Annotated in this window: 12 protein-coding genes; 4 read left to right on the forward strand and 8 right to left on the reverse strand. The window is 62.8% G+C overall.

Translation table 11 applies throughout. The annotated features are described in order from the left end of the window. Positions 1–140 precede the first annotated feature (140 nt). Positions 141–737 carry a recombinase family protein gene (locus FHX50_RS05605; protein ID WP_246370820.1) on the forward strand — a complete coding sequence of 199 codons (597 nt, stop codon included), beginning with the start codon at positions 141–143 and terminating at the stop codon, positions 735–737. 10 nt (positions 738–747) lie between these two features. On the opposite strand, the gene FHX50_RS05610 is transcribed toward FHX50_RS05605, so the two are convergent. From FHX50_RS05610 to FHX50_RS05620, 3 genes are all read right to left on the reverse strand, one after another. After that, positions 748–1,431, reverse strand: a complete 684-nt coding sequence (locus tag FHX50_RS05610) for a hypothetical protein (protein ID WP_183375445.1) — start codon at positions 1,429–1,431, stop codon at positions 748–750. A gap of 42 nt (positions 1,432–1,473) precedes the next feature. Next, the gene (locus FHX50_RS05615; protein ID WP_183375447.1) at positions 1,474–3,006 is read right to left on the reverse strand and encodes a recombinase family protein; all 1,533 of its coding nucleotides are present in this window, start codon (positions 3,004–3,006) and stop codon (positions 1,474–1,476) included. A 306-nt stretch (positions 3,007–3,312) separates the two neighbouring features. Further along, the gene (locus tag FHX50_RS05620; RefSeq protein ID WP_183375449.1) at positions 3,313–3,864 is read right to left on the reverse strand and encodes a hypothetical protein; all 552 of its coding nucleotides are present in this window, start codon (positions 3,862–3,864) and stop codon (positions 3,313–3,315) included. Positions 3,865–4,072: 208 nt separating this feature from the next. On the opposite strand from FHX50_RS05620, the gene FHX50_RS11900 reads away from it, so the two are divergent. Further along, positions 4,073–4,282 (forward strand): AbiV family abortive infection protein, encoded by a 210-nt coding sequence (locus FHX50_RS11900; RefSeq protein ID WP_221187231.1) that lies wholly within the window; start codon positions 4,073–4,075, stop codon positions 4,280–4,282. Positions 4,283–4,556: 274 nt separating this feature from the next. Beyond that, complete coding sequence (locus FHX50_RS11905; RefSeq protein ID WP_221187232.1) at positions 4,557–4,724, forward strand: hypothetical protein; 168 nt, start codon at positions 4,557–4,559, stop codon at positions 4,722–4,724. 36 nt (positions 4,725–4,760) lie between these two features. Here the strand turns inward: FHX50_RS11905 and FHX50_RS05630 are convergent, their stop codons facing one another. Genes FHX50_RS05630 through ychF form a run of 5 tightly spaced genes read right to left on the reverse strand, consistent with a single transcriptional unit; the run spans position 4,761 to position 12,822 of the window. Continuing rightward, a complete protein-coding gene (locus FHX50_RS05630) occupies positions 4,761–5,882 on the reverse strand; it encodes a hypothetical protein (RefSeq protein ID WP_221187233.1) in 1,122 nt (373 codons plus the stop codon). After that, positions 5,879–6,715 carry a TIGR02391 family protein gene (locus FHX50_RS05635; protein WP_183375451.1) on the reverse strand — a complete coding sequence of 279 codons (837 nt, stop codon included), beginning with the start codon at positions 6,713–6,715 and terminating at the stop codon, positions 5,879–5,881. The genes FHX50_RS05630 and FHX50_RS05635 overlap by 4 nt, the downstream gene beginning before the upstream one ends. Further along, a complete protein-coding gene (locus tag FHX50_RS05640; RefSeq protein ID WP_183375453.1) occupies positions 6,712–9,708 on the reverse strand; it encodes a type III restriction-modification system endonuclease in 2,997 nt (998 codons plus the stop codon). Before FHX50_RS05640 ends, FHX50_RS05635 begins: the two co-directional genes overlap by 4 nt. Positions 9,709–9,711: 3 nt before the next feature. Then, positions 9,712–11,664 (reverse strand): site-specific DNA-methyltransferase, encoded by a 1,953-nt coding sequence (locus tag FHX50_RS05645; RefSeq protein WP_183375455.1) that lies wholly within the window; start codon positions 11,662–11,664, stop codon positions 9,712–9,714. 48 nt (positions 11,665–11,712) lie between these two features. Continuing rightward, on the reverse strand, positions 11,713–12,822 hold the full coding sequence (gene ychF, locus FHX50_RS05650) for a redox-regulated ATPase YchF (protein ID WP_183375457.1): 1,110 nt from the start codon (positions 12,820–12,822) through the stop codon (positions 11,713–11,715). 118 nt (positions 12,823–12,940) lie between these two features. Between ychF and FHX50_RS05655 the strand changes: the two genes are divergently transcribed. Continuing rightward, positions 12,941–14,119 carry a DNA recombination protein RmuC gene (locus FHX50_RS05655; RefSeq protein WP_246370821.1) on the forward strand — a complete coding sequence of 393 codons (1,179 nt, stop codon included), beginning with the start codon at positions 12,941–12,943 and terminating at the stop codon, positions 14,117–14,119. The last annotated feature ends 117 nt before the right edge of the window (positions 14,120–14,236 follow it).

Consider the following 14,236-nt stretch of genomic DNA (forward strand, 5'->3'; position numbering starts at 1 on the left):
AAACCAAGTATTCCACCGTCCGCTTACCCATCATGTCCAATAGACGACCGTTTTACGGACAGGTCATCCAGAATGACCATTATGCCGCTCAAGATGTCCAGAAGTACTGTCCAATAGAATTCTCAATGGAGGCAGTAATTATGAACACGATGATCGGATACGCCCGAGTCAGCACGGACAGTCAGGATCTGCGGTCACAGCGGCAGCAGCTCCAGACTCTCGGGGTTATGCCGGAACACATCTACTTCGATGAAGGCCTGACCGGGACCACCCGCGTCCGACCAGGCCTTGTTGCGGCGCTCAAGGCGCTGCGCTCCGGTGATGTCTTCGTTGTCACGAAGCTGGATCGATTGGGACGCTCGGCACGCGATCTAGGCGGCATCGCCGACGAGCTGACGACCAGAGGGATCACTCTCAGTCTCGGCGGGAAGCCATACGACCCTTCAGATCCCATGGACAAGATGTTCTTCGGCATGCTGGGGCTGTTCGCGGAGTTCGAACGGGACTTGATCTCGGCCCGTACGCGCGAGGCGCTGGCCTCTCCCGAGCGTCGCGTGAAGATGACCGGACGCAAGCCCAAGCTGACCCCGGCTCAGCGCCGGCAGGTCATCCGGCTGCACACCGAAGGGGAGCATTCTGCTCGTGAGATCGGTGAGCTGTTCGGTGTGAGCCGCCAGACCATCTATCGGGTCATCGCCGACGAAGCCGCTCTCGAAGCACCGACCCAGACTGACTGACCCTCCTGGCTCACACAGTCGCGCTCTGGGGTTCGTACCGGCACCAGGCCCTCAAGAACCTTCTGGTGGGCCGACCATGCTCCTCATCTTCGCGCTTGCAGACCTCAGCGGAGATGAAGCCCCGGTGGACGCGCATTCCGTGGACAGACTCGTTTTCAGCACGGGCTTCTTCATCTGCGATGTACCGCAGTACGTCTTCCGGGTGAACCTCGGCGAAGCGCGCGCCAACGGCGATAGTCGCCGGCCACGGCACGATCGTGTCTCCCCCTTCGGCGAACGCGTGTGCGTAATGCGTGAAGAACCCGCGGGAGATTCGGAGCAGCCCCATCAAGTACCCGAAGTTCTTGATGCGGAGGGCCGACCCGCTGTTGTACTCGATCTCGACCATCTCCTTGTCCATGAACAGCTCGATGATCTGCTCCGCAGCGTTGAGCTCCGGGTCGAACGGACCTCGATACCCCTCTTCGAGGCGGGCCCAGCGCTGCTCACGTTCGGAGAAGGCTGCGGCGTTGTTCCACGGCGTCTTGAGGCGAGACGGCGGAACCCATTCCTCCTTCTTCCTCTCGTCAGCGAACTGGATGAGGACGCGTGGCGGCTTCTCGGTGCCGAAGCGCATCACCTTCACTTCGACGAGCGGATCCTTACCGCGGGCGCGGTACGCCCATGATTCTCCAGGTGCCGGTTTCTCCGTCATGCCGGGGATTCTGCCACATAGAAAGCAACCGGCGTCAGCTCCTCACAACCCCTTGGGCACGATACGGACCGTCTCCGGGTTGAATGTCTTCTTCCCCCGCTGATGCCGGTACAGAAACACTGTGCAGAAGAGATCGATGATTCGCCGCTTGATCATGAGATCGGCTTCATCGAAAGCAGCAACTGGGTCAACTGCGTCAACGACGCCTCCGAGGTCTCGCATCATCATGAGAGAGAGGCGCTCCTTCGTCAGCTCATCAATCTCGGCACGTTCCCTGTCTCGGATCCTCTTCAGGTCGAACCCTTCGATGACGGCTTGGTCATAGTCCCGCTGTGCCCGGATGATGCGGGCCTCGTGGGCAGCGATCTGCGCAGCAATCTCCGTGATGCGCGGCTGATCAATCGGCTCCAATGCGTCAACTAGGTCCGGGCGACCGAGTCGCGCACGGATGATGCGCAGGACCCAGTCATCGATCTGGGCCCGTGACCGCGCCAAATGGCACTCAGGGCACCGATACCTCTGCCCATGGGCCCTCACGGGCACGTGGCACTCCCCGCACTGGTAGAGCCCCGAGCCGAGATGAAGGCGAGCAGTCGATCCCTTCCGGTTCGTGATCCGCTCGGGAGCATCAAGCCGTTGCTGCACGCGCCACCACGTTGCGTCATCGACGATCGGGTCCCAGAGACCACGCACCGGCTCTCCGTCGCTCCCTCGAACGATCTGAGCGTGCCAGCTGCGCCGCTTGTTGTCTTCTCGGGCCCGTCGGTCCGTGTAGACCGAGTAGCCCGCGTATCGAGGATTGCGCAGAATGCCGAGGACGGTCGAGGAGGACCAAGGGCCATCGTCCGGCACGGGCTTGGGGTCCAGTCCTTCGGCGGCGCGGCGTTCATTACGCTCAATGGCCAGGGTCCGCGAATGCTTGGGCAGGTGTGGAAGTGAGCGAGGAATATGAGGTCCGGTCTTGCCCGAAAGGCCGGCCGCGATCGCTGCGATCGACGGCCCGTCATGGATGGCGAACAATCGAAAGATCTCCCTGGCCGCCTCTGCCTCTGCCGGGACCAGACTCCCGTCGATGTTGTAGCCCAGGGGGCGAACCCCCTTAGGCGGACGCCCCTGCTTGGCCCTCTGCAGGTGTGCGCGGGACTGGCGCTCGGACTTCCTCTCCACTTCGCCGCGCGCAGCTGCAGCCTTCACCCGAACGAAGAACCGCCCGGAGTCCGATGCGAGGTCGGCTTCCCCGCTGACGGTCACAAGACTCAGTCGCTGTTCTTCGGCCGCATCGATCCAATCCTCGAGCTGACGGGGCTGGCGCGTCAGGCGGTCGAGGTCATAGCAGACGATCGCACTGAACCGACCCGCCTCGTAGTCCGCCACCATCCGGTCGTATGCGGGCCGCTTCTTCGTCTTGTCGGTCGCTGACTTGGACTGGTCCACGTACTCCCCGGCCAGCTGCCAGCCGTTGCGTTCGACGATCTCGAGGCAGTCCTCGCGCTGACGCTCGATCGCCAGGCCGTCCATTTCTCTGTCCTGGGAGATGCGCAGGTAGACGGCGGCTCGAACCGGGTTCGTGGACATGCGATCAGTCTACCGGCAGACGTTGATTCGTACCGGAACTCACGAGCCGGATCCATGCCCGTGGGATCGATGCCCGCAGCATCGATCAGGCTGGTTTCTCAGAGTTATCGATGGAGGGCCCGATGATGAGCTAAGAGGGCGGGGCCACTGCAGAACTTCACCATTAGCCCCGCAATATCAGACAGCTCCAATCACCGCACTTCTACAACATGGGGCGCGGTTGGCCAGATCGTCTCCATTGAATACCTACGGAGCTGACGAAGCCGCTCGAGCTACCCAGCTCATACCGGCTAGAAGGCTTCCGGCCTACACTTCCGTCTGGTCGTCAGGTATCTCAAGAGAACTAGCCTGGTCAAGCATCTGCAGCAACTCCTCTGTCGGTGTGCCAGCAGGCCCCGAAGCCATCGCAGTGATCTTTTTCGAGATCTGATTGCGCGCCAGGACCTCCTCGGTGAAGCTTGACTTATCCAGGGATACCGCACCGGCTGACCACGCGCGGTGTACCAGATTCAGGGTTGACACTTCGCACACGGCAACATTGGACACCAGCAGCACCGCCGCCTGATATCGGTCATCGATTCCATGGTCGCCGACGCGCGAGGCTACATTGGTGTCTCCATGCCCGAAGTCGCAGTAGAGCCAGGCGTCCGCCAAGGTCGTGTCGGCAACCGGTGCGCCCAACGGCCCTGTGCCACACCCGACTTGCATCGCGTATCCGAGGGTCTGCCGGCTCTTCGGATTGAACCGCGCCCACTGTTGCCGGAGCTCCTCGAGAGCCCTCACGAGCTCGTCGTCGTGCTCCACGTGGCCCAGCAAAGCATCGAGCACCTTCTCGTAGTGCAGGTCATCTTTCTCCATGAGGAACGGCCGCACTCGACCAGCCAGAGACTCGAACGCCTCCTCGTCGGGAAGACTGATGTTGAGCGACTCCGGTACCCTGTGTCTCCGTCACCTATCAGGGATGCTGGCTGCGCCATCCAACGATGCCGCGACTGGAACTCAACTGCGGGAGAATCCTCTTTTGGAGTTGCATCCGAACGCTGCGCGAACTCTCTGGAAGGCGCTCATGGACAACGCCTCCGGGCTCATCGCCGACGCCCTTGCCCTACCTGAGCGCGGCTCGTTCGGCCGTACCCGCTCGCTCACGGTCCTCGCACAGGAGCAGCGGGGCAAGGCGCTGTGGATCTACGAGACCTTCGGGCAGTCATGGGGTTCTGGCGCGGACGACGTCCGAGAAGTCCCGTGGCTCTGTCGGACGGTCGCCGCCACGCTGTGAAGTACATGGAGGCCTCCGTCTTCGGTGAGTAGCTCGCGCCGTTCTGGGGCGACTACGAGCCCTATGACCTCCCGGAGGACCAGTCACAGGAGGGCTGGACGGCTCGCTTCGCGAAGAAGAGGAGTGAAGCCGAGGCCGCAGGCAAAAGAGCCAACGGGGAGAAGATGGCCGGCTACGTCGACCTGGACTCCTCGGGCGAGGCCGTGCTCCCCCCGGCGACGTCTCTGCAGGGACGATCGCCGACGACCTGCAGACCGCGGCGCAGGTCGTCGAAATGCTGCTGATCAAGGACCACAGCCGGATGAAGCTGGAAGCAACGACACCGTACGACAGCACGCACGAGCAAGAGCACAGGATCCTGCCGATCTCGCACCCCGAGGACTGGGCGGCGGCGCAGGATTTCAGACACGGCGGCCATATCATCAAGGGCAGCGGGGACTGAACAACGCCGTCATCGCTGCCGCAGGCCCGTGCGAAACTAGCCGGATTCACGCGCCACCCGGTCCGCGTAGCCGATGAGGCTCGTGACGAGCATGAGCACTTGGATGCAGTTCCGCTTGTTGAACTGGCGCGAGGAAACACCGTGGACGCTCGCGTGGCGCGAGTAGTAGTGCGGCACCTTGTCGCCTTTGTCCTTCCAAAACTGCTCGTGCGCGTTCCAAATCGGGAGCCACACAAGTGCTTCTCGGACGCCCATCTCGTCGATGGCCTCGGGGACACCGGCGTCCCTCTTGCGATTCGTGATGACCTCACGGGCCTTCCGATCAGGATAGAAGCGATAGATCAGCGTATCCAGCGTGACGGTGAACATGGCCTGGGCTGAACGAGCGTGGCCGGCGCGCATCGCGCCGAGGCCGTCGAGGGCGAAGCCCAGCTCATTGCTGACCGCCTCGTGGTCCGCCCGTTCCAGTACGTCGGCGCAGTCCTCCATGAGCGACTCGTAGCAGTCGCTGAGCACTCGTCGCCGTCCTGCGCGATCCTTCGCCCGCAACAGCCGCAACGCCGTCCGCCCCCGGGGCACGAGATAGAGCGGGATGCCCTCCTGCTCGACGAACTCGTGGACGTCGCTCGCCCTGATCTCGCCCGCGTACTCCTTGAGGTTGGATGGCAGTAGGGCGCGATTGAGGCCGCGGAAAGCCGCTGGATCAAAGAGCGGCTCGAGGGACCCCCACAGACCCTCCATGGTCCTCGCGTGCTGTTCGGAGATCCCCTTGAGCATCTCCAGAGTCGCTGGACCGAGAACCGGAGCCTGCAGCGCAGGCAGGTCGAGCGCTGGCACCGAGAAGGTGGGGACGCTGGCGACGATCGAAGCCATCTGCTCCTGGAGCCGCTCATTAATCGGCGCAACGGCCTCGCGTGCGAGGGCGCTGTAGTCGGGCATCACCGAACTCATCCGCTCCTGAAAGGGCGCGACGATGCTGGCCAGGAAATTGTCCATATTGGGGAGCAGCGAACTGGCGAACCCTGACGGCATGCGGAACCCGCCATTTCGGTCGACCACCTCTTCCTCGCTCGACTCGTCGGGCTCTGGCTCTTCGGCCTGCGGGGTGTACTCGTCGTCGGGGTCGACCCCGTGGTCGTCGTCCTCGTCCTGGATCACGACGAGCTTCCATCGGCGATCCGCGCGCCATCCAGTCTCCGATGGACCATCGAGACCATCGTCAGCGCCTCGAGCAGCTCGTCGTCGCTCACGGACCGGTTCAGCCTCCAGTCGTGCGCCGTCGGGCTGCGATAGAGGCCGCCGAGTCCTTTGATCAAGTTCGCGAGCCCCGTCTGCTCGTCGCGCTCAGTCTGCGTACCCAGCTCGTTGATCGCGAGTGCTGGTACGCCAGTCTTGCCAAGGGCGAGCGCCGCGTCGACAAGAGCCGCGCCGTCGCCCTGAAGTCCCACGGCCCTCCGCAACCGCTCGAAGATGATCTTGGTCGCCTCCAGGCAGGCGCGGAAGTGCACCTTCTTCAGCACCTCGACAGAGCAGTAGCGCAGCACCTCGGGATGGACCTTCCGGCGCTGCAGCTCGTTGTGGATGGACGTGGCGATACGAGTCGCCTCGTCGAGCGTCTGCGCCTTCGCCTCGCGGGCGACCTCGCCCTTGTCGTTGACGCGCAGACCGACGAAGGCAAGATGCTCATTGAGCCGATCCTCGCGCAGTGTGGACAGCTCGAGGTCGTTCCGATACCGCACTGGCTCCATCGCCGTCACGATGAACGTGATGATCCGCCTCGGATTGGCGAATCGACTCTGCGCTACGACGAATGCCTCGGCGAGGCGGACTCGCTTGGTCGCGCCACGGAGCGGGTCCTGCATGTCCAGGCGCGACAGAAGTTCCCCGATCTCGCCGCCGGTCAGCCCATCCGAAGTGTCGGCGAGCACCGCCGCCACCGACTGCAGGACCGAGTAGGACCACGGCGGCTGCGGCGGCTTCGAAGTGGTCACTCCTGAGCCTGACCTTCTCCGTCGCTCAGGAGCTGCTTGATCATCACCGCGATCTCGTCGCGCTTCACCTGAGGCCGGAAGGTGACGTCGAAGGACTCTGAGCTCAAGGACTCGAAGAACTGCCTCGCCGCCTTCATGCGAAGCTTCTCGCTCTCTCGGAGGTCAGAGCGCTTCTTGACGTCCTTCGTCTCGATGATGAAGTTCAGGGACAATCCGCCGTCCTCGCGCTTGAGCACGTACATGAAGTCCGGGCTCGTGGTGCCGCCGAAGTACAGAGGCACCTTGATCGACCGGCGCGGGATCTTCCCGAAGACGATGACCTCGTCGAGCTTCGAGTCGCGGATCGTGTCGTACTCCTTCGGCGAGTCGTACACGAACGCGTCGTACAGGAACTTGTCCGGCACGATGGCCTTGTCATCGCGGAAGACGCCGATGTTGCCCTGCGTGATGCTCTCGAGCGGGGCACCGTCTGCATCGGTGAGTTCAGTGCCGAGCACGAGTCCCTCGATCTTCGAGTACGTGAACCGCTCGAGGTAGTTGCGTTCCATCCACTCCGTGAACTCAGCGACGAACTCATGCAGGGTCGCCTTGTTGAAGAAGTCGGCGGGGAGGCTCTTCTTCGCGTCGAGGCGGACGAGCCCCGCGTGGACACGATCGATTGGCAGGCCCGTCTGGGCACGGACACGCTTCAGCCAGTCGCCGTACGGCATCGTCTCGGTCGCGTTGAAGACCTTCTTCGTCTCCGTTCGGACCTCCAGGGACGAGCCCTCGTCAGCCTGCACGACGACGTCCTGCGTGAATCGACCAGCCTCCCGCCGGTAGATATCAGCTCCCAGCACCTCGTCGATGCACTCATCGATCTCGTCGGCCGTGAGCTCATCGAGACGGAGGTAGTACTTGGCGTTCAGCGTCTCCCAGAGGTCCTTGAGCTCGGAGTACCGCTCGGAGCGAATGCCGACCTTGACCTTCTGATTGCCCTTCACGATCTTGTCAGGCTTCAGGCCCGTCTTGTTGAACGCGGGGTAGGCAGCAAACAGGTCCTCTTCGCGCCCCGGTACGACGTTCTTGTCCGAATCGACGAACCCCTGCTGCAGGAGTTCGATGAACAGTTCCGTCTCAGTCTTGCCGAGTTCGTCGGCGACCTTGGGAAGCAGCTCCTTCACCTTGGCCGGGCCTACGGCAACGTCGGAGTTGATCTCGTCGACGAGTGAATCGGCGAACTTCTTCTCCGTGTAGTCGATGAGGTAGGTGAGATAGAACTGCTCGCCCGCGAGACGAGTTCCCTTCGCATCCACGGGCAACCGGAGGCCTCGGCCCACCTCCTGGAGCTTCGAGATCTCCGACCCGGACGACCGGAGCTTGACGATCTGGAACACGTTCGGGTTGTCCCAGCCCTCACGTAGCGTCCACTTCGAGAACAGGAATCGACGAGTGTTCGGCGCACCGTTCGCCGTCTCGAAGGACAGCATCGCCTCCTTGTTGCGGAGGATGTCGTCGACCTCGCGCTGGATGGCCTCGTCGGTAGTGGCGTTGTCCGCGGAGAAGTATCCACCGTTCGTCGCCTCGACGTCAGCGAGCGACGCCCGCAGGTAGGCGACATACTCCTTCGCGACGGGCGAGGAGTCGCCCTCGCGCTTCTCGATCTCCGCGGTGAGCCGTGCAGCGAGGAGCTCCTCGAAGCGCTGCCTGAGGTGCCCTTTCGAACCGTCGCTGCCGCGATAGGACTCGATCGAGTCGATGAAGAACAGGGTTAGCGTCTTGACCCTGGACGAGCGGCGGAAGTTCTCCCACTCGGTCTCGAAGTGGTTGTCGAGTGCCTGCCGCATCATCAGGCTCTGATAGGTGTCGGAGTAGACCCGGGCCGAGAGGATGTCCCCTGTCCCCAGCGTCTGACCGTTGGACAGCGTGACGCCGGACTTGATCGTCGGGTTGTCGGTCTTACCGATCCCCTCGATTGTGATGCCCGCGAATGCGCCGTCCGCAATGCCGAGGGACTCCCCCATATCGAAGGTGAGGGACTTCCCCGTGCCGATGTTCTGGAACGTCGCCTGCTTCGGCTTGCGCGCAGAGACGCTCGTGAGTTTCAGGCGCGTCGTATCGCTGCTGCTGTCCTGTGGGTACTGGACCTGGACGCCCTTGACCAGCTGCTCGTTGAACGACTCGACGGCACCGAGGTTGAACACGAGGTTGTTGTAATCGGTCTTCCCCGTCTTGCCGAGCTCCGGGAACGTCGCGCCGAAGCGGAAGACCGCCAAGGGCTGGATCTCGTCGATGAGCGTCTGATACGCCTTGTTGTCGCGTCGGAAGCGATGCGGCTCATCCATGATGACGATGGGGCGAGTCCCACGAAGCGCCTCGTAAGGGACACTGGTCGTGCCGAGCACCGTCTGGTCGTAGTCGAACGCCATCGTCTTCTTCGACTGCAGCATGCCGTCGGTCATGAGGAGAGCGGAGATCCGACCAGGCGAGAGCCGCGAACCGTGCACGAAGTTAACGACCGAGTTCGGCATCATCTTCCGCCCCTTCGATCGCTTCTGCGGATCGAGGACATCGAGGCGCAGCTCCATCTGCGGGCCGTACGCATCAGCGAAGTACTGGCGTGCGTAGTCCGACCGGATGAACGCCTTCGCGCCTTCCTTGATCGGTGTCGAAGGCACGAGAAGGATGAACTTCGTGAAGCCGTAGAGCCGGTTCAGCTCGTACATGAGCTGCGTGTAGACCAACGTCTTGCCGGTGCCGGTCTCCATCTTGGCGTCGACCCCGAGAACACCGTCATCTACGTGTCCCCGCCATGGACGAGGGATCGCAGCGATCCCGTCTACGACACCGGACTGGATCGCATTGATGTTCTCGCGAATCTGAGGATCGGCCGGGTCGAATGCGATGTTCGCCTCGGGTGGGGTACTAGTGTCGAACTCCACGTCCTTGAAGACGCGGGTCAGCGCATTCAGCGCACGCTGCTGATGCTCCAGAGTCTGAAGTCGGATCTGCATGGATCAGTACCGCTCGATCACCGAGACGGTCTGCCCCGACCGAAGCGACGTGAGATTCTGCTTCAGCTCGTGCATGACCGAGAACGGCACCGAGTACCCGAAGACGACGAGACGCTTCAGATCGAGTTCACCGGCCTCGAGCTTGGCCACGAGCGCCATCACGTCTTCACTATCGAGTCCTGGCTCGACGACGTATCCAGAGTCCCCGCAGACGCTGAGCGTGTACTCGTCAAGTTCCACGCCGTTCACCTCTGCCGCCAAGCCGAAACCGTCCTGGACGAGCCAGGTCGAAAGCGCGACCTGCTCTCCCGGCGTCCCGTTTGAAGCGAACTTGGACACGAAATCGCCAGCAAACATCACGCCGTCCTCGTTCGGATCGAAGGACTGAAGCTGATCAAGCGTGCGCTCGCTCGGCTCCTCAAGCCGAAAGTGACGGAAACCGTAATCGATGTCGGCTCCGGACTCAGATCTAATAGCGGAACCTGCTTTAATTATGCGATCACGACCAATTTCGTCGATCGAACGGTAGCCAGCACCATAAGCAACACCACCAGAAGACAACTGATCGGGAATCTGAACCAGAATAAACCGCCTCGACCCGCCGTCTTTAGCGTTCAAGCGCATGACCGCATCCGCCGTTGTGGCCGAACCGGAAAAGAAGTCAAGAACAATCGAGTCATCGGCGGTGCCGACTTCCAGGCATCGCTCGACGAGCGCCAACGGCTTCGGATGATCGAAATATGTTCCACCGAAAAGCGAACGAACCTGGCGAGTTCCGTCCTCAGTGCGCATTCCGGTGTCTGCCCAAACAGATTTCACCTTGGTGGTCGATCGGCGATTTTTCTCGTATACGTTCCAGCCCCCGTCACGCTTCTGCCTTGCGACGACCTGAGAATCAATGGGGTTGCTGTCGACTAGATTGGCCGCGACCTTCTCAGTGCCCCACCTCCAGCAACTGTCCCGACCCTCACTATTGCGAGGATAAATCTCAACATGATGAGTTGAGGTCCGAGTCAGGCTGACCGATACATACCCCTCCGGAGTTATGGAATCAGGGTCCGCATAGAACGGAAAGTACAGGTTCGGTCGATTACCTCGATGAAATTTCGGGTTCCTGTTCCTCAACTCGCGAAGCTCATACCCGCCGATGCCGTCGTGAAAAGGGAACGAGGCTTCTTTCGCAATTTCTCTAACAAGTACGGAATCTGTAACCCCGTACATGAGGACATATTCGTGCTGGACAGCGACTTGCTTGTAGTCCCTGCCACCAGGGTTAGAGACTACGCTAATCATTGCTTGGAAGTTCTGTTCGCCAAAAACTTCGTCACACAGCGCCCTGAGGTTAGCCTGCTCGTTGTCATCAATGCTGATGAAGATAACACCGTCGTCTGCGAGTAGTTCCTTCGCGAGTTCCAGCCGCGGGTACATGAACGTAAGCCACGCGGAGTGCGACGACTTGCCTTGGAGCGCCATCACCCGCTCGGCCTCGTCCTCGTCAAGACCCACCTTTTCGACCAGGTCCTTCGCCGTGAAGCCGAAGTCGTCGACGTAGACGAACCCATCGGAACCAGTGTTGTACGGCGGATCGATGTAGATGCATTTGACCTGGCCTGCGTATGACCCCAGCAAGTGCTTGAGCGCATCGAGATTGTCCCCAACGATGTACAGATTTTCCGACTCAGCGTTCGCCGCCTCAGCGTTGTGCTCGAGGTCAGGGACCATGACCGTCTCGGTCCGCGTCGAGGTCAGGTACTTAGCGTAGGACTTTCCCAAGAACTTGAGCTCGTAGCCCTCGCGGGTCATCGAGACGTCAGCCGAGCTCAGCGCCTCCTGAAGGCGGTCGAGCCTGAAGTCGCCGTTCTTGTCGAAGTACTCGGGCACGGCAGCGCGGAGCCGCGCAAGCTCGAAGTCGGCGGGCTTGACCGTTGCGTTGGCCTCGTGAGCGTCTCTGATCATGATCGTCTTTCGTTCAGGCAGCGGGGGCGGACTGGTCGTGCTGCAGGCTTACTTCTTACCGCCCGTTCCAGATGTTCCTCCGTGCCGGAACTCCACCACGTCGCCGTCGGCCATGACGTAGTCCTTGCCCTCCATGCGGACCCAGCCCTTGGCCTTGGCCTCGTTCATCGAGCCGGCCTCATCGAGCTGGTCGAAGGAGACGATCTCGGCCTTGATGAACCCGCGTTCGAAGTCGGTGTGGATGACACCGGCTGCCTGCGGAGCGGTCCAGCCCTTGCGAATGGTCCACGCGCGCGCTTCCTTCGGGCCGGCGGTGAGGTAGGACTGCAGGTTGAGGGTGTCGTAGCCGACGCGCGCCAGCTGATCCAGCCCGGACTCCTCCTGGCCGGTGGACTCCAGCATCTCCTTCGCCTCCGCCTCGTCCAGCTCGATGAGCTCGGATTCGAACTTCGCGTCCAGGAAGATCGCTTCGGCCGGCGCCACGAGCTCCCGCAGCTCCTGCTGCATGGCGGCGTCAGCGAGGCCCTCTTCGTCGGTGTTGAACACGTAGATGAACGGCTTGGTGGTCATCAGCTGCAGGTCGCGCAGCAGCGAGATGTCGATTCCGGCCTTCTTCGCGCCCTGAAACAGGGTCACGCCGGTCTCCAGCAGCTCCTTCGCCTTCATCACCTCGGGCAGGACCTCGGGTTCGATGACCTTGCGCTTGGTGTCCTTCTCCAGGCGCGGCAGGGCGTTCTCGATGGACTGCAGGTCGGCGAGGATCAGCTCAGCGGAGATGGTCTCCAGGTCGCCCTGCGGGTCCTTCGATCCGTCCACGCGGGTCACGTTCGGGTCGGAGAAGGCGCGGGTGACCTGGCAGATCGCGTCGGCCTCGCGGATGTTGGCGAGGAACTTGTTGCCCAGGCCTTCGCCTTCGCTGGCGCCCTTGACGATGCCGGCGATGTCCACGAAGGACACGGTCGCAGGCAGGATCTTCTGCGAACCGAAGATCTCGGCGAGGCGTCCGAGGCGCGCATCCGGCAGGGGCACCACGCCGACGTTCGGGTCGATGGTCGCGAACGGGTAGTTCGCGGCCAGCACCTCGGCGCGGGTCAGTGCGTTGAACAGGGTCGATTTGCCGACGTTGGGCAGGCCAACGATTCCAATAGTAAGAGCCACGCGCGCCAGTCTATCCGCCGCCTGCTCAGCCCGCCGCCGGCCGCTGGGGAACGGGGCCGATCTCACGGGCGGGGTGTCGCAGACTTTAAATGTCGCACCCCCGTGGTGGTCTAGTCCCATGGACATGTGGATCGTCATCGTCATCGGCATTGCGGCCTTCCTGCTCGGCATCATCGCGGGCTCCCTCTGGTCCGCGCGCACCCGCTCACGCGCCGGCGAAGAACAGGTGGATGTTGCCGCGATCGCTGCGAAGGCCGCCCAGGAGTCCTCGCAGCAGCTGCTGGCGCTGACCGACGAGCGCTACTCCCGCGACCACGCCCGCACATCGGCTGCGCTCGCTCCGATCGGGCAGTCCCTCGAGCAGCTGCAGCAGTCGGTGGCGCGCACCGAGGCGGCCCGGTCGCGCTCCGAGGGTGACCTCACCGCGCAGCTCCGCCGCCTGTCGCAGACCACCGCGGACCTCACCCACGGCACGGCGGCCCTCACCTCAGCGCTCAAGGCCCCCTCCTCCCGCGGCCAATGGGGTGAGGTGCAGCTGCAGCGCATCGTGGAAGCGGCCGGGATGCTGGAGCACACGGACTTCTCCACCCAGGCGAGGGGGAGGTCGGCCGACGGGGACCGCGAGCAGCGCCCGGACCTCGTCGTGCATCTCTCGCAGGGCCGCTCCATCGTGGTGGATGCGAAGGCGCCGATGGATTCGTTCCTGCGCGCGGTTGACGCGCAGGACCCGTCGGAGCGCGCCGCCCAGCTGCAGGCACACGCCCGCGCACTGCGCATGCACGTCAGCTCCCTGAGTGCGAAGTCGTACTGGGCGGGGCTCGGGGACGCACCGGAGTTCGTGGTGCTGTTCGTTCCCTCCGATGGGGTGCTCGCCGCTGCTCTCGAAGCAGACCCGGGCCTGCTGGACGGCGCGTTCACCCTCGATGTGGTGATCGCCTCCCCCGCCACGCTGATGGCGCTGCTGCGGACCGTGGCGCACACATGGCGCACTGATGCGCTGAACCGGGACGCCCTCGAGGTGCTGTCCCGCTCGAGGGAACTCCACAAACGGCTCACCACCATGGGGCGGCACTTCACGAAGCTGGGGCGGTCGCTCGATGGGACGGTGAAGACCTTCAACGACGTGGTCGGCTCCTACCAGTCGAGGGTCATGCCGACCGCGCGTTCGATTGAGGAGCTCGCCGCCATGGGCAAGCCCCTCGCCGAGCCGGGGCCCGTCACTTCACGCGCCCGGGAACTGCCTCGCGACACCGGCGATTCCGGCGACTCCGGCAAGCACGATCCGAGCACAGACTGACCGCCCCCGAGACTGGCATTTCCCACCAGGCGGACAGATTCTCCGAACCCACTTCGACGCACGTCACGACTGACTTACCATTCACTCAGCGTCATGGAAGCCACTGACCCGAAGGAG

Origin of the sequence: Helcobacillus massiliensis (assembly GCF_014191425.1) — a bacterium.
Lineage (GTDB): Bacteria > Actinomycetota > Actinomycetes > Actinomycetales > Dermabacteraceae > Helcobacillus > Helcobacillus massiliensis.